Origin of the sequence: Maribacter polysiphoniae (genome assembly GCF_003148665.1) — a bacterium.
Taxonomy (GTDB): domain Bacteria; phylum Bacteroidota; class Bacteroidia; order Flavobacteriales; family Flavobacteriaceae; genus Maribacter_A; species Maribacter_A polysiphoniae.
In genome coordinates this window covers 99,130-116,718 of the sequence record NZ_QGGQ01000001.1, presented here as the reverse complement: position 1 = coordinate 116,718, position 17,589 = coordinate 99,130, and the positions used below count along the sequence as shown (strand labels likewise).

General features: G+C 38.1%; 13 protein-coding genes. 12 read left to right on the top strand and 1 reads right to left on the bottom strand.

All coding sequences use genetic code 11. The features are described 5' to 3' along the window. Window positions 1–40: 40 nt before the first annotated feature. Window positions 41–847: a hypothetical protein gene (locus LX92_RS00495; RefSeq protein ID WP_109648323.1), complete on the bottom strand. Its 807-nt coding sequence runs from the start codon at window positions 845–847 to the stop codon at window positions 41–43. 376 nt (window positions 848–1,223) lie between these two features. Between LX92_RS00495 and LX92_RS00490 the strand changes: the two genes are divergently transcribed. The 12 genes from LX92_RS00490 to LX92_RS00435 all read left to right on the top strand — a co-directional run bounded on the left by LX92_RS00490 (window position 1,224) and on the right by LX92_RS00435 (window position 17,588). Further along, window positions 1,224–2,717, top strand: coding sequence for a hypothetical protein (locus LX92_RS00490; protein WP_109648322.1), 1,494 nt, complete (start codon window positions 1,224–1,226; stop codon window positions 2,715–2,717). Then, complete coding sequence (locus LX92_RS00485) at window positions 2,671–3,255, top strand: hypothetical protein (RefSeq protein WP_109648321.1); 585 nt, start codon at window positions 2,671–2,673, stop codon at window positions 3,253–3,255. The genes LX92_RS00490 and LX92_RS00485 overlap by 47 nt, the downstream gene beginning before the upstream one ends. Window positions 3,256–3,445: 190 nt before the next feature. After that, a complete protein-coding gene (locus tag LX92_RS22595; protein WP_190263525.1) occupies window positions 3,446–3,889 on the top strand; it encodes a hypothetical protein in 444 nt (147 codons plus the stop codon). Further along, entirely contained in the window at window positions 3,886–4,344 is a 459-nt protein-coding gene (locus LX92_RS00475; protein WP_109648320.1) for a hypothetical protein, read from the top strand. Before LX92_RS22595 ends, LX92_RS00475 begins: the two co-directional genes overlap by 4 nt. Before the next feature lie 517 nt (window positions 4,345–4,861). Further along, entirely contained in the window at window positions 4,862–5,332 is a 471-nt protein-coding gene (locus LX92_RS00470) for a hypothetical protein (RefSeq protein WP_109648319.1), read from the top strand. A gap of 257 nt (window positions 5,333–5,589) precedes the next feature. Beyond that, a complete protein-coding gene (locus LX92_RS00465) occupies window positions 5,590–7,050 on the top strand; it encodes a hypothetical protein (RefSeq protein ID WP_109648318.1) in 1,461 nt (486 codons plus the stop codon). Window position 7,051: 1 nt separating this feature from the next. Continuing rightward, complete coding sequence (locus LX92_RS00460; protein WP_146197781.1) at window positions 7,052–7,633, top strand: hypothetical protein; 582 nt, start codon at window positions 7,052–7,054, stop codon at window positions 7,631–7,633. A 502-nt stretch (window positions 7,634–8,135) separates the two neighbouring features. Further along, window positions 8,136–8,387, top strand: a complete 252-nt coding sequence (locus LX92_RS00455) for a transposase (RefSeq protein WP_109648316.1) — start codon at window positions 8,136–8,138, stop codon at window positions 8,385–8,387. Window positions 8,388–8,428: 41 nt separating this feature from the next. Further along, a complete protein-coding gene (locus LX92_RS00450; protein WP_109648315.1) occupies window positions 8,429–9,031 on the top strand; it encodes a hypothetical protein in 603 nt (200 codons plus the stop codon). 252 nt (window positions 9,032–9,283) lie between these two features. Beyond that, window positions 9,284–12,421, top strand: coding sequence for a WD40/YVTN/BNR-like repeat-containing protein (locus tag LX92_RS00445; RefSeq protein ID WP_109648314.1), 3,138 nt, complete (start codon window positions 9,284–9,286; stop codon window positions 12,419–12,421). A 251-nt stretch (window positions 12,422–12,672) separates the two neighbouring features. Continuing rightward, window positions 12,673–14,451, top strand: a complete 1,779-nt coding sequence (locus tag LX92_RS00440; RefSeq protein WP_109648313.1) for an arylsulfatase — start codon at window positions 12,673–12,675, stop codon at window positions 14,449–14,451. Window positions 14,452–14,462: 11 nt separating this feature from the next. Then, window positions 14,463–17,588: a WD40/YVTN/BNR-like repeat-containing protein gene (locus LX92_RS00435; RefSeq protein WP_109648312.1), complete on the top strand. Its 3,126-nt coding sequence runs from the start codon at window positions 14,463–14,465 to the stop codon at window positions 17,586–17,588. Window position 17,589 lies beyond the last annotated feature (1 nt).

The following is a 17,589-nucleotide window of genomic DNA, read 5'->3' as shown; positions in this document are numbered from 1 at the left end:
TATCGTTAGCTTATTATTACACTTATTATATTTAAATAAATTAATAAGTAATTTTATTTTGAGTTATAAGGACAATCCCTTCATCAGGGACAACTTTCTCCTCTATGACATTGTCATATTTATCATAAGAATAATGCCATTTAGAAATATTTACTAATGTAGTATCATTATTATCTATTTTATATTTTTTCGATTCATATGTTTTGTTTTGTTTATCGTATAAGATTTCTGTGAACCTTATCAATTGTTCTTTATCATCATAACTACTTACCTTAATCACGTTGCCATTTTCATCATATTCCTCTTTATATATTAAAGTTATATCTCCGGTTTCATCATAAGTAACCAATTCAGTCCTTTGCCAATTTTTATTGAACTTAAAGGTTATTCGGTCATGGAATTTACCATTTTTAAAATTACTTTTTAATTCCGCAGTTCTATTTTTCCTATCGTAAGTATATTTATGTACAATTTTTCTTGATTCTTCTTTTAAAAGCTGACCATATCTATTATAGCTATAATAAACCGTATGGCTATCCGTTCCATCATGATTAGAATAATTAAGCTCTACAATATTTCCTTTATTATCATATTTATTGATATATACCCTTAAGGGTTTCCGTTCTTCGTTTTCATATTCAATTGATTTAACCATTCTGCCTTTTTTGTCAAAATAAAAAGCTTCATAAATGAAAAGCTCTTTGATAGAGTCTTTGTTAATAGTATATCCAAGTGTTTCTACAATTTTGGGTTTTCCGTTGTATCCATCAAAAGGGGTTAAATGTTTCAGATTGGTACAACTTAGGAACACTATTGATATGGAAATTAAGATGATTGATCTTTTCATTATAGAAGAGTATATTATTTTGATTTCAGCGAAAATAATTTTAAAAATAAGACATATCTTACATTTTTTAGTGAATTCCTCCCTAATTAATCAACGGTTTATAATTCTATTTTAGCAATCAAAACCTTAAGAGTAGGATATTTTCAACATGAATTGGCACTCCCACGTCCGGTTTGTTTGGAGTTTGTGGGGTCATAAATTATAGTGGTTCAAATTGTTAGCTAAACCTTTTTTTATCGAAAAAAGGAAAACCTTGGTTTTTATACGGTTGAACTATATCGGGTTTCAAATATAATCTTCGAATTTTATATACAAGAGTAGTGAGGTTTTTTAAACCTATCATTCTAATATATGACGAACCTAAGCCGATTTGGACATGGAAAATTCAATTAAAAACCAGAATAAATATTTTTTCACTCAAGTATTATTAAGAATAACTTATTTTTTATTACCTGTAGTATTTTTATTATTTGGTTGCGAAAAAGACACAAACGATAGTCTTTCTGACAATTCCATCAGTTTCTCAAAAGACTTTAATTCTGCTAGTTTTAAAAACGTAATACCGTATGTTTTCGATGTTGATTGGCAAAATCCTCAGGAAGTTATTTCTGACACAATCCCTACTCCATTTTATGAGTTTCCGGTGACGAATAGCAATCTGGACATTACTGAAATCCAAATGCGGCACAAGGAAAGGAACATATCCATTCAATATAAGGTTATTGCGATTCCGAATGAAGATGTATCTTATGATTATTATATGGTAAAGTTTACCTCATTTTCACCCTACGGTGGAAAGGTTTCTTTTAATGATCTTACAGGGTTTAGTGGTCGAATTTCATTCTATGATACTGATGGAAGCAGTTTGTCTAAAAGTATATATGATGGGGGTATGCTTGTTCAGAGCATCTTTGAAAAGGGAACGAACAAAGCATCGTTTACTGGTAAAGAGGATGTTCTGGAGTGCACTTTGGAAACCATACCGGTATTTACAGATTGGTATTATGACCGTGGTAGTTATTATGAATATGCATACACTGAAATAAAATACGAGTCGAAGTGGGTTTGTGGCAGCTCTGGAGGAACAGCTCCGGAATCTGGGGGTAATTCTCAGGGTTTTATAAATGATGGTACGCACGGTGGAGGTAGTGGGGGTAATTCCTCAAGTGGTTACCCTGAGTTCAATGATGAAGTAATTGGGGAGGATCATATTCATTTAGTTGACGAAGTAAATAATCCATGTGTTAAAGATATTATAGATAAATTGCAAAATAAAGATATGCAAAGGTTAACTATACCTGATATAGGCGGACTTGATGGCACTGGACATCTATCGCAAGGAATTTTGGATTTGTTCGATAAGTCAGGAAATTATGATTTGACTTTTAAGGTCGCCGAGGCTGGTAAAGATGTGAACGGAAACCCAAGAAATGCGAGTACACAACCATCCGGAGACGGCTGGAGTGTTACATTAGACGACGATTATGTTGGAGATGCGACACAGTTGTCTATTGCACGCACCATCATACATGAAAGCATCCACGCTTACATTGGGTATATTTTAAAAGAAAACCGCACATCTGACATGGTTACTGATTTAAATCTAATCAATGAAAAGTATAAGAATGAAATAAACAACTATAATCTAACCCAACACGAATTTATATCCCAATATGTTGATGCCTTAGCGAATTCCCTAGCTGTATGGGACAATCGTTTCCTGGATTCCGGCTATTATAAAAAGCTCGCTTGGGCAGGACTTGAAAGTTCGTCCGTATATAATACATTGAAGAATAAATCTGAAATACAAACAGCTATTAGAAATGAAGCAACAAGTTCAAATAACGCAGAAGGCGTCAAATGTGATTAAGGCAATTATTTTTTTGGTATTTTCCATATACGCCGTTCGTGCACAAGAGTATAGCAAATGTGATAAACTTTCAAAATCCGAATATTTTTTGATAAATGATTTTTTTAGTGGGCAGAGAATAGATGGAACAGACGTAACTATATATTACAAAACCCATATAGATAAAGAGTGGATTAAATATTTTGAAAAATCTAATCTTGAAATGATCACTAAAAATGTGGGTATCCCTGTAACAATATCCGATAAAGAGTTGGGGAGTATCCTCACAAAAGAAATTCTAACAAAGATTTCTCACGCTATTCTTATAAGCAAACCTATTAAACTTGACAAATCTTATCTCAATAACAATATAAAGCTGAAAAGGTCCCGTAAAAATAAAAAAATGCATGTATTGAGGATTAGCAAGCCTATTATAATTGATAATCTCGCTGTATTTAGTAAAATGTCCGATGACGAGATCGCAATTTACATCATGAAAAAACTAGAGAACAAATGGCAGATTATTTACACTTTCTATGACAGGCTAGTCTTAGAATAGATTTGAGAATAGTTGAGAAGTGATGCCCTCGATAGCGGCCGTCTATGACGGGTGGCGTGCCGGATAAGAACACACTTCGTAATTACAAAAACTATGATATTTTGTATTTTTAATATGCCATGAGTAGAAAATACAAGTTCTATATTCCAACAGCGGCCTACTTTGTTTCGTTTGCTAGCAACGTGCTGAAGTGATAAAACAAAAATTGGATTATATTCATGACAATCCCGTTGCCGCAGGTTTTATTACCCAAGCAACACAATGGAAATATAGCAGTGCAAGGAATATCGCTAGGGTAGATCCAGCTATTGAAATCTTTAGGATGAAGGTCGTATTACCTACTGTTGTGGGTACCCGTAGCAGACGGGCGACGAGCAATACAATTAGAATCGTGAAAACCAATTCACCAATTACAAAAGCAAGAGAACTCTTTAATTCATTAACTAAACACAAAATCGGAAATTTAATTGATGATGGTAATGGTGTTTTAAGAGCAAATATGGGTAATGGCAACTACATCAACTATAGACAGAGTTCAGCGTCGACAAGCAACTTCCCCGCAACAATATCTTTAGACTTTAGAGCAGCAGGAATTTGGACGAAAGTTCGTAATGTTAAATTTATAGCACCATGAAAACTATAGAATTATTCAAAGAAGATTTTATCGAACTTTTTATGCCAGATGGTATTGAATATATATCAACCATATTAGCCAATATTGGATATACTTATAAAAATGAAAGTTCTAGCTCAGCAAAAAAACATGGATTAGAAGTCATAGAAAAATTATTAGAACTTGATTTGATAGAGGTTTTTTACTGGGGAAAATATGACGATAAACTAAAAGACTTGACCTTTTCAAATTCAGAAATCATAAATAAAATTGATTCTCTTTGGGCAGTAGGAATGCATGGACCGGATTTTTATAGAATGCCAATGTTTAAATACAAAAATTGGTATTTGGACGCTTTGAAAAAAGAAGGCTTAACTCAAACAACAAATTGGAAAACATTTGTGAAAGAAAAAATTGGAGATTTAGAAAAATGGATTGAAGAAAATAGACCTAAAAATACAAACCACAATAACTAAGCATTCGTGCGGTCGGTACGACCGAGCATGAATGCGGTGTTGAACTATACCGGGTCTTTGGCCGCTGAGTTTCCTATGGGGATTGATATGGATTGGGTTGGAGGTTTTAAGTGGCACCTGCGTTGATGCTTTCTACTATCCGAAGCCTTGAATTTCTATTGCCGATGAGCACTTTTTATCAAAAACGGTCACTTTGGGTCATAGATACCCCCTCGCTAGCGCCCGTCTGTGACGAGTGCCGTACCGGATAAGGACATATAGCGTCAAATCAAAAACCATGGCTTTTTGTATTTTTAATAAGCCATGAGTAGAAAGTACAAGTTCTATAATCTAACACAGGTCTATTTTGTTTCGTTCTTTAGTAGCGCATGAGCAAGAAATAGATGCTGAGCATATTATCCGTAAGCTCATTGAAACAATGAATCACGCCAGTGTCGGAATACGAGCGTGACGCTCGCACCAGCGGGGAAAATGTGCATCCTGATCGTGCGAGAATTGTTTTAAATAGGAAAAAGTAATGAACAAAAAGATTATAATCGTATTTAGTATATTTTTTGTTTTTCCTCTTTTCATAGGCTGTAAGGAAAAGACTAAAGTTAGACCTGAAGAGAACATTGGGGGATCGGCCATATGCTTTACCAAGAGTGAGAAAGAAAAAATCATCACAACTATATTTGGAACCCCTGATTTTCAAATGTTTTTACATCCCAATGTTGAAGGTAGGTTGCCAATACAATTGGTTAAAAATGAATTTATTACCCCTGATTTGCGAATTGAATCTAACGGTTATGCGATTGTTTTTAAAGATTCCTTGGTTTTACCGGAGGGAACAATTCATGAAATACGTATTATTGATCAAGACTGTGAAAAGAAAAGAGTTTCATATTCCATCTTTTACCCAATAGAGGGCGCTGTATTAACAGGAACTATTATAAAATCTGACACGTTATGGTTAGTGCAGGATACTAATTGGGGCATAAAAGATTAGTGTTTGAAAATCTTAATAAGCCCAAAGTAAAAAGTATTTAAATTCTCGATAGCGACTACTACCCTCGCTAGCCCCCGTCTGTGACGGGTGACATACAGATAAGAACTACCTTTTTATCGAAAAAAAGGAAAACCTTGGATTTTATAAGGTTGAACTATATCGGGGTTTAAATAGAACTTTCGAATTTTATATTCAACAGTAATGAGGTTTTTTAAACCTATCATTCTAATATATGACGAACCTAAGCCGATTTGGACATGGAAAATTCAATTAAAAACCATCAGAATAAATATTTTTTCTCTCAAGTATTATTAAGAAAACTTGTTTTTTTATTACCTGTAGTATTTTTATTATTTGGTTGCGAAAAAGACACAAACGATAGTCTTTCTGACAATTCCATCAGTTTTTCAAAAAACTTTAATGCTGCTAGTTTTAAAAACGTAATACCGTATGGTTTCGATGTTGATTGGCAAAATCCTTTGGAAGTTATTACAGATACAATCCCTACTCCATTTTATGAGTTTTCGGTGACGAATAGCAATCTGGATATTACTGAAATCCAAATGCGGCACAAGGAAAGGAACATATCCATTCAATATAAGGTTATTGCGATTCCGAGTGAAGATGTATCTTATGATTATTATATGGTAAAGTTTACCTCATTTTCACCCTACGGTGGAAAGGTTTCTTTTAATGATCTTACAGGGTTTAGTGGTCGAATTTCATTCTATGATACTGACGGAAGCAGTTTGTCTAAAAGTATATATGATGGGGGTATGCTTATTCAGAGCATCTTTGAAAAGGGAACGAACAAAGCATCGTTTATTGGTAAAGAGGATGTTCTGGAGTGCACTTGGGAAACCATACCGGTATTTACAGATTGGTATTATGTGCGTGGTATAGATGACCTTGAATTGGCATACACTACTGTAAAATATGAGTCGAAGTGGGTTTGTGGCAGCTCTGGAGGAACAGCCCCGGAATCTGGGGGTAATTCTCAGGGTTTTATAAATGATGGTACGCACGGTGGGGGCAGTGGGGGCAATTCCTCAAGTGGTTACCCTGAGTTCAATGATGAAGTAATTGGGGAGGATCATATAGACAATTACCTTACCGGCAAAGCAAAATGCGTTTATGATAAGTTAGAAACAACAAATGGAAACTTGTTTAAGAAAACCATTGCTAAATTTATTGATGATCCCGAATACAATTTAACATTTCAAAATGGAGATTGCTCAAGACCTGGTGCTGATGGATGTACAAATTCTGATGATGTAAATAATATGGTTATTACAATTGAAAATATAAATCAAAGTTCATTGGGTATAGCCGCTTTGATACTCCACGAAGGAATTCATGCTGAGATACATCGATATGTTAGCAGGTATCGATCAGGAGTTGACCCAAATAATCGGGCTCAATTATTACAATACTATGCCTATTATAAAGGATATTCAGAAACAATAAACAACCCTGCCTATCGTTGGTTGGATGATGCTCATCACGTATATATGATTGAAAATTATATTAAATCGATAGCCCTTGCCGTAAGAGAAATAGATGGAAATAAATATCCCCTTAATTATTATATGGCCTATGGTTGGGATGGTTTAAGAGATGCAGGGTATGATATAGCAAGGCTAACCGATTCCCAAGATACAAGTTATAAAAATTTAAAAGAAGTAGTGGAAAATAATTTTAATGAAACATGTAATTAAAATGAAAAAATTACTATTTAAAATATTCTGGCTGTTTATCTTTATTAGTAGTTGTGCGCAATCTAACGAAATCACAAAAGAAGACAACTTCATTATTTCAAAAATAATCGATGATTTCACATTTCCGGTGGCTCCACCTCCTCCTATGGGAAGTAATGATACCATTATTCCTAAAAAAATAATTGATTCACTTCTTAAAATCAAGATGATTGTGGGTGTTTACCCACAAATGGAAAGTTCATTATTTGAGGAAAGACGAGATAAAGTCCCTAAAAGATTCAATGATATAATAGACACTTCCTTACAAGGCAAGAACATTAATAATGTTGATAATATAAGGAGTAAAAAAGGACATATCTTAAAATTAGCTGATACTGTTAATTTAAAAAAATCTAAAGATTATGATCAATTTGACTTGCTTTATAGTTTTTCAAGAGTATGGTATAATAGAGATGAAACAATGGCAATTTTAGAATTTGGAGTTAGTCGTAGTAAATTATATGGTTCTGCGCAAATACTCTGTTTAGAAAAAATTGATGGAAACTGGTCAATTGTCAAATCAATTCCAACAACTTCATGGTAATAAATCCCTCACTAGCACCCGTCCAATGTCATTAAGTTAGTGATTTATTTTCTTGATTATCAGGTGTTTACCCTTTTTTTGCTTGGATATTTCGTATATTTAATTGATAATCAATGATTTACTTATGAAAAAAAAACGGCTAGTTTTTTCATTGAAAAGATAAAAGCTGAAATTTTCAGTTCTAGTTTGAAAAGTGAATTTAAGGTTTCTAAAGAACACTTTACTCGAAACAGAAAACAATGCTTTCCTACACTTTTACTGCTTATGTTAAATCTATTGAGAAAAAGCTTAGCTATTGAGATAGAGAATTTTGCTGATTTTTTAAGACTCGGTAAATCTTCGAAGTTTACTAAAAGCGCCTTTGTGCAGGCAAGGAATAAAATTAGACCTGAGGTTTTTCAAAGACTGTCCCATAGCTAGCGCCCATATGTGACGACTGCCGTACCTGATAAGAACATTTAGTTTCAAACAAAAACCATGTTTTTTGTATTTTTAATAAGCCATGAGTAGAAAATACCAATTCTATAATCCAGTAGTGGCCTATTTTATTTCGTTCGCTACTGTTTATTGGATCGATGTTTTTACACGGGAGATGTATCTCAAGGTTTTGGTAGATAGCATAAGGTATTGTAGAATCCATAAGGGAATGGAACTCTTTGCCTATTGTTTTATGCGAAGCCACGTGCATTTTATCTTTCGGGATGCCGATGAAGACCAGACAAGTTTGTTGCGTGATTTCAAGAAATATCGCTAGGTTAGATTGTGCTTTTGGAATCTTATCTATTTGAAAAAAATATGAGCAGTATTAATAACCCACTTTATATAAGCTATTTACTATTTCTTTTTATTGTTTTTACAGTTAAGGGACAAGAAACTGCTTATAATGGCTACCAAATTGTGCCAGAAGTAATCACACGGGATACTGTTCCGGATGAGTACGTTAAGCACGTTCTGCATAATTTGATAATAAGTGGTAAAATAACTAAGGAGGACAGTATAAATCAACTATTGAAATTAAAACGTGAGCCTCTTTTGTTGATTTCAAAGGCTACAAACAAATATGCTCAAGAGAAACTGGCAAAACAATATTTGGATACTGAAGAAATTGCCGAGTATATTGGGCGTGACCTTTTGTTGGAAATTGTAGAAAAAATTGGGCCTGATCAAAATCATCCTAAAAAACTTTGTGAAAAAGGAATTACACTTATAGCTGAAAAGCCAAAAATCAGGCCTCATCATTATTTTTCAAGTCCATTAGAAATTCAAAATAATAGGTTTATTATTTATCATTTTAAATCTTTAGGTAGAGGAGTGGGGCGATCTGAATTCATAGTTTACTGTATCGATCAGAATGAAAATATCGAAATAGAAAAAACCTTCGTTCTTTGGGAGCATTAATTTTATAAGGTCTCCGCTAGCGTTCGTTTGTATAGTATATGGATCAACCAACGCAGTAACAATATCGTTGTTTTTAAAAGTAACCAAACCGAAGGCACTTTGCCATTGTTTCATGAAATAACATTGTAAAATCCCGTTTGTTTGGTTAGAATAGGATTTAATACGATCAAAAGGCTAATTTGATTGAGGAATCTTTAATGGAATTTTATTTATTCCTTACTTTTAGTCTTGACTAATCAGAACCTTCAAAATATGAAAACTTTCTACGCTTGGGCGAGCATCGTTATGCTGGCCTTTTTCCTATTTCCATCAACAAGTCTGGCCCAAAGAAATAAAAAGGCATCTACCACAACTCCAGAATATCCTGAAGAACTCTATTCCAGTTTGGACTACCGTTTGATCGGACCATTCCGAGGAGGGCGTTCCGCTGCCGTAACGGGTGTGCCGGGAGAACCCAACCTATTCTACTTTGGGGCCACAGGAGGGGGTGTCTGGAAAACCACCGATGGTGGCCGTACTTGGGGCAACATCTCCGATGGTTATTTTGGGGGAAGTATCGGTGCCGTTGAGGTAGCCAAAAGTGACCCTAATGTCATCTATGTAGGGGGTGGTGAAAAAACCTTACGGGGTAATGTGTCTTCCGGTTATGGGGTTTGGAAAACCGAGGATGCCGGCAAAACGTGGACCTCGGCTGGACTAAAGAACAGTAGGCATGTTCCTAGAATTAGAATACATCCTACAGATTATAATACTATTTATGCTGCTGTCTTGGGGAATATCTATAAACCTACCCAGGATCGGGGTGTCTATAAAAGTACCGATGGGGGCAAAACCTGGGTAAAAAAATTATTTGTCAATGACCAGGCCGGGGCCGTTGACCTGACTTTCGACCCCAATAATCCGCGTATATTGTATGCATCCACTTGGCGGGCAAAAAGAACCCCATATAGTTTAAGCAGTGGTGGCGATGGTTCTGCCCTTTGGAAAAGCACCGATAGTGGTGAAACCTGGAAAGAAATCTCTAAAAATGAAGGTTTCCCAAAAGACACCTTGGGAATTATAGGCGTAACGGTCTCTCCCAAAAATTCCGATCGGGTTTGGGCCATAGTGGAGAATAAGGAAAAAGGTGGGTTATACCGCTCTGATGATGGAGGTGAAAAATGGACACAGGTCAATAGTGAACGCAAATTACGCCAACGTGCATGGTATTATACACGGGTTTACGCCGATACCGAAGATGCGGATGTCGTATATGTACTCAATGTAAATTACCATAAATCGACCGACGGTGGCAAGACTTTTAAAACCTTTAATGCTCCCCATGGTGACCACCATGACCTATGGATAGCGCCCGAAAATGGCCAACGAATGATCATTGGCGATGATGGAGGGGCGCAGATTTCCTATGATGGGGGTGAAACCTGGAGTACGTATTACAACCAGCCCACGGCCCAATTTTACAGGGTTACCACGGATAATTCCTTTCCCTATCGCATTTATGCGGCCCAACAGGATAATACAACCGTAAGGATCAAACATCGCAGTGATGGGCGAAGTATTGGTGATGGGGATTGGGAAGAAACCGCTGGAGGGGAGTCTGCTACGATAGCCGTGGACCCATTGAACAACGATATTGTTTATGGTGGAAGTTATGATGGTTTTCTAACCCGCGTAAACCATGCGAGGAAGACTGCACGGGGCATCAATGTTTGGCCGGATAACCCTATGGGGCATGGTGCCGAAGGAATGAAATACCGTTTTCAATGGAATTTCCCGATCATGTTCAGTAAACATAATCCTAAAAAATTGTATGCATTTTCGAACCATGTACATGTGACCGAAAATGAAGGCCAAAGTTGGAAATTGTTAAGCGGTGACCTTACAAGAAATGATCCTACCAAATTGCTTTCCAGTGGAGGACCTATTACCCAGGATAATACCAGTGTTGAATATTACTGTACCATCTTTGCGGCGAATGAAAGTCCGTTAAAGGAAGGTTTGTTATGGGTAGGCAGTGATGATGGACTCATTCATGTTTCCAAGGACGGTGGTGTCAGTTGGGAGAATGTAACACCATCTAATATGCCCGAATGGAATATGATCAACAGCATTGAACCTTCAACCTTTGACGAAGGCACTTGTTATGTGGCGGCTACAAGATATAAATTGGGCGATTTTCAACCTTATCTCTACAAAACCACGGATTACGGCAAGACATGGGAAAAAATAACGAATGGTATAAATAAGGAGCATTTCACCAGGGTGGTTCGTGAGGACCCTAAACGTAAGGGGTTGTTGTATGCAGGCACCGAAACCGGGATGTATATTTCCTTTGATGATGGCGCCCATTGGTCGCCTTTTCAATTGAATTTACCCATAGTTCCCATTACCGATTTAACCATTAAGGATGACAATTTGATCGTGGCCACCCAAGGGCGGAGTTTATGGATCATTGATGACCTAACGGTATTGCATCAATTGGATACCAGTAAAAAGTCAGCCTCATCAATCTTGTATAAACCCAAGGATTCGTACCGTACCAAAGGTGGAACGTTAAAAACCCCTTCAAAAACCGCCGGGGCCAATCACCCCAATGGGGTCATTACCCATTTTTATTTGAAAGATCTGGCCGAGAAGGATAGTATTAGTCTAACCTTTACCACCATGGCCGGGGATACGTTGGCAAACTACAGCAATGTCGCCAAGGAGAAAGATAAAAAGCTCGAGGTTAAGAAAGGGGGCAATACGTTTGTATGGGACACCCGAGGTAAGGGAGCCAAGAAATTGGAAGGTATGATCCTTTGGTGGGCCAGTTTGGACGGTGCCAAGGCCGTTCCCGGGAGTTATAAAGTACATCTGGATGTGAATGGGGCATCATCCTCGGAAACGTTCAACATACTTCCAGATCCTAGGGCCGAGGTTTCAGTAGACGATATGCAAAAGCAGTTTGATTTTATAACCGATATCAATACGACGATCGAAAAAGCGCATCAATCCATTGAAAAAATCAGGAACATTACCAAACAACTGGACGCTTTCACCAAGCAGTACAAACACAATCCAAAAACAAAACAATTGGTTGAGAAAGCCAAGAAAATGAAGGAAAGTCTCGGAACTGTCGAAAAAGCCCTCTATCAAACCAAAAACAGAAGTCGGCAGGATCCTTTGAATTTCCCTATTCGGTTGAACAATAAATTGGGACATTTGAACAGTTTGGTGGCCATTGATGATTTTCCCCCAACGGATCAGGATGTAGCGGTGAAGAATGAATTGACCGCCCAAATTAATAAAGAGCTTAAAACATATAATGCCGTCCTAGACAAAGAGCTTAAGGAATTCAATGCAGCATTCAATGCGTTAAAATTGAATTATCTTTTTGTTGAGGATTGATGTGGTTGTTCCTTGATTTTCGGTCAATCAACAAATGTTGAATTAAGATAGAAACTGTCAGGTCGAGCGGAGTCGGACCTCTCTAAGAATAAAGTAACTGAAATGAAGCGTATCCATTTTATTTTCAACACCCTGTTGTTAAGGATTGATGTGGTTGTTCCTTGATTTTCGGTCAATCAACAAATGTTGAATTAAGATAGAAACTGTCGGTCGAGCGGAGTCGAGACCTCTCTAAGAATAAAGTAACTGAAATGAAGCATATCCATTTTATTTTCAACACCCTGTTTTTTCTTACAAGTGTGTGCTTTGGGACAAGGGTAATGTATGCCCAAACATCCGATACGCCAAATGTCATCATAATCATTACCGATGACCAAGGGTATGGTGATTTGGGATATACGGGAAATCCACATGTACAAACACCCAATATCGATGCTTTTGCAAAAGAGGGCATCCGTTTCAATAATTTTTATGTTTCACCGGTTTGTGCCCCGACCAGGTCCAGCTTAATGACGGGGAGATATTCCCTTAGAACGGGAATTCGGGATACTTATAACGGTGGGGCAATTATGGCATCCAACGAAGTGACCATTGCGGAAATGTTGAAACAAGCTGATTATAAAACAGGTATTTTCGGTAAATGGCATTTAGGGGATAATTATCCGTCACGACCAATGGACCAAGGATTTGATGAGTCATTGATCCATCTTTCAGGGGGTATGGGCCAAGTGGGTGATTTCACGACGTATTTTCAAGGAAACCGTAGTTATTTTGACCCTGTACTTTGGCATAACGGAAAACAGGAGGCTTATGAGGGCTATTGCAGTGATATTTTCGCCAAGAATGCCATTGATTTTATTGAAGAGAACCATCAACAGCCTTTTTTCTGCTATTTGTCCTTTAATGCCCCACATACCCCGTTACAAGTGCCAGACAGTTATTATCAGCGTTATAAGGACATTGATCCTGCTTCGGGTTTTGATGGTGATTATAGACCCTTTGTTGCCATGAGTGAACGGGACAAGGAGGATGCCCGAAAGGTTTATGCAATGGTTTCCAATATTGATGATAACATAGGAAGGTTATTGCAAAAACTCGAATCCCTGAATATTGCCGATAATACCCTTGTGGTTATTATGACCGATAATGGCCCCCAGCAAATTAGATATGTTGCTGGTATGCGGGGGAGAAAGGGAAGTGTGTATAGAGGGGGCGTTCGGGTTCCTTTTTTTGTAAGATATCCAAATAAATGGAAAGGAAATCGAAATATTGAAACCATCGCTGCCCATATCGATGTACTTCCAACAATTTCGGAAGTCTGTCATGTGAAAATGCCGGAAGACCGAAAAATCGATGGTGTGAACTTGGTGCCAATTTTAGAAAAGAAAAAAGTACAAACGGAAGATCGATCTTTGTTTTTTTATTGGACACGGCGTTATCCAGTATTATACCAGAATATGGCAGTTCAGAAAGGGCAATACAAATTGGTGGGACATACGGACTATAATGCCCAAATCGAAGGTTTTGAACTCTTCAATATCAAGGAAGACCCATATGAACAGTATAATTTAATTCAGGACAAAAAGGAAATAGCAGAATCACTTAAAACCGATTTGGACCGTACGTTCAATGAATTGATGGCATCTGAAAATATCTTGAATCAACCAAAGATCCTTATCGGTAGTGAACATGAGAATCCTGTTTTTTTGAACAGAAATGATGCAGGCGGGGAAAGGGGTATTTGGGATCAAGAGGAAATCTATGGAAAATGGGATGTATCCATAGCGGAAGGAAGTTACAATATCAAATTTAGATTTGTAAAACCAGTACCAAAAGGAGGAACGATGTTCCTAGAAACGAAAGGCAGGATCGATCAGCTGAAAAATGAGATCGATAACACCGAATATATAGAAATGACCAATGTGCAATTGCCAAAGATGGATTGTGATTTAATCCCATTTTATAGTGTTGGAAATAAAAAAATATTCCCATTTTGGGTTGAAATGCAAAAGGTCAATGTTGACCAATAATACCTTTATCAATGAGAAAATCACTTTTATTAGTACTACTACTAACCACTACACTTGGGATTGCCCAAAAAGCGGAAGACTATTTCAAGCCTTTGAAATACCGGAATATCGGTCCTTTTCGTGGCGGTAGGTCAGTTACAGCGACTGGTGTTGTGGGTAATCCCTTAACCTATTATATGGGGACAACCGGTGGTGGCCTATGGAAAACCACCGATGCAGGACAACAATGGGACAATATCTCCGATGGCTTTTTTGAAATGGGTTCCGTAGGTGCGGTAGCCGTGTCGGCTTCCAATCCCAATATCGTTTATTGTGGTATGGGGGAACATGCCCCAAGGGGTGTAATGACCTCCTACGGTGATGGGGTGTTTAAATCTACCGATGCAGGTAAGACATGGACAGAATTGGGATTGCAGGCAACCCAACATATTGCCCGGATTGTAATTCACCCTACAAATCCAGACATCGTTTATGTGGCGGCCCAAGGAGCACTCTATGGTCCTAATAAGGAGCGAGGGATATATAAGTCCGTTGACGGGGGAAAGACTTGGAAAAACACCTTGTTCGTTAATGAATTAACGGGGTGTTCAGAACTGTCCATGGATGCCAACTATCCAGAAATCATGTTCGCCACCATGTGGCACCATCAGCGTAAACCCAATATCGTGATCAGCGGAGGTGAAGGCAGTGGCGTGTATAAATCCATCGATGGTGGGGAAAGTTGGTTCAAGATTGAAAAAGGCTTACCCGAGGAAAAAGGTAAAATGGCCATTTCGGTTAGTCCGGCAAATTCCAATAAGGTATATGCGCTTATCGAAAGTGATTCCAATAAAGATAAAGGCGGGTTGTTCGTTTCCAATGATGCCGGTGATAGTTGGGGTAGGGTCAGTGGTGATAATCGATTGACACAGCGGGCCTGGTATTATACAGAGGTTTTTACCGACCCCAATGATGAGAATACCGTTTATGTCTTGAGTGCCCCGGCCTTACGTTCTATCGATGGTGGCAAAACTTGGGAGACTTTATCGGGTACGCATGGTGATTACCATGATTTATGGATCAATCCCAGTAACTCCAAGAATATGGTCATTGCCAATGATGGGGGTGCGGCCATTAGCTTCAATTTTGGCAAGACATGGTCCACTCAGGATATTATGCCAACAGCCCAATTTTATAGAATAAGCGTTGATAATCTGTTCCCCTATAATATTTATGCCGGACAGCAAGACAACACCTCCGTGAAAATCGCCAGTCTTTCCTTGGGAAGAAGTGGAATCACCGAACAGGATTGGACCTATGCTGCAGGTGGGGAGAGTGCATTTTTGGCCTTTGACCCCAATAATCCACGCTATGTTCTAGGAGGAAGTTATTTGGGAACCATTGAGGCACTGGATATGGAATCCAAGGCTTCTACCCAGATTATGGCGGCTCCCATCCAGTATCTAGGAAGGGAAGCCAGGGATATGAAATATCTATATAATTGGAATGCGCCCATTATACGTTCACAACATGAACCAAATACCTTTTATCATTGTGCACAGTTAGTACTACGTACTCGGGACATGGGTGTTACTTGGGAAGAAATGTCTCCCGATTTAACCCGTAATATGGATGATAAGCAAGGTAATGGGGGCGGTCCGTATACCAATGAAGCCGTAGGTGCCGAGAATTACGGAACCATCGCCTATATGATAGAATCACCCCATGAAAAGGGGGTGTTTTGGACAGGTAGTGATGACGGATTTGTGCAAGTAACGAGGGATAATGGCGCTACATGGCAGAATGTAACCCCAAAAGGATTAAAGGAGTGTCTGGTGAATGCCATTGAAGTGTCTCCCCATGATCCTGCTACAGCTTATATTGCTACCACTCGGTATAAATTCAATGATTATACTCCAGCTATCTATAAAACAACGGATTACGGTAAAAGTTGGACGGATATCAGTACAGGTATACCTTATGGTGCTTTCACAAGGGTAGTGTGCGAGGATACCGTTCGTAAGGGCTTACTCTATGCAGGGACTGAGAAAGGAATGTACGTATCCTGGAATGATGGTAAATCATGGGAGGCCTTGCAACTGAATTTACCAAAAACACCCATCACCGATTTAAAGGTACATCAAGGAAATCTGATTGTGGCTACTTCTGGGCGGGCCTTTTGGGTCTTGGATGATTTGAATGTATTACAACAACATCAATCTTCAAAAAACGGATTGAAATTGCTTCAACCCAGTGATGCCTTGAACGGGTATTGGGGAAGTCCAATGAGTGGTAATACCACAAAATTTAAAGGTACTGATGCTTTTAATGGGGTAAATCCCGCCAATGGCATGGTCATATATTATGAGCTTCCGAAATTGGCAGATAGTACCCATATTTCTTTAGATATCTTCGATAGCCAAAACAGATTGGTAAGAACGTTCAGTTCCAAAAAGGACGAAAATGCAATAACCTATAATGGGGGTGGACCTTCAATGGATCCACTTTTGGACAAAAAGGAAGGCTTGAACCGATTTGTTTGGAACATGCAATACCCTTCCCTTCCCGGAATACCGGACGTTTATATTGAGGCCGGATTTAGGGGGCATAAGGCGTCACCAGGAAAGTATACCTTAAAATTGAAAATGGGTGATGGGGTCGTCTCAATCGTGGGGAATATCATAGAAATGCCCACTTATGAAACAAAAGAGGGTCAGTATAAGGAGTATGATGAAATCATGACCGAAATGGAACAGAAACTGACGGTCATGCACAATAGATTGAATGGTCTTTATAAAACCCAACAACAATTGAAGTCCGTCTTAAAAGGGCTGAAAAATGAAGCCTTAAAAACCGAAGGACAAGGACTACTTGATGCATTGGATGCTTGGGATAAAAAAATGGTTCAAAGAAAGTCCAAAGCTTATGATGATGTTGAAAATTTTCCTAATAAATTTACAGCGGAGTATTTATTTTTGATCGATGCCACCAATAGTGGTATACCAAGGGTGAATCAATCTTCAATAGCGCGTAAGGCTGAACTTGATGCACAATGGGAGGTGTTGGATAAAGAAGCGGAACAACTTATGAAAACGCGTATTCCAGCATTCAATAAAAAGCTTTGGGATTCTGGAATAGGGGCAATACAAATAGAATAGT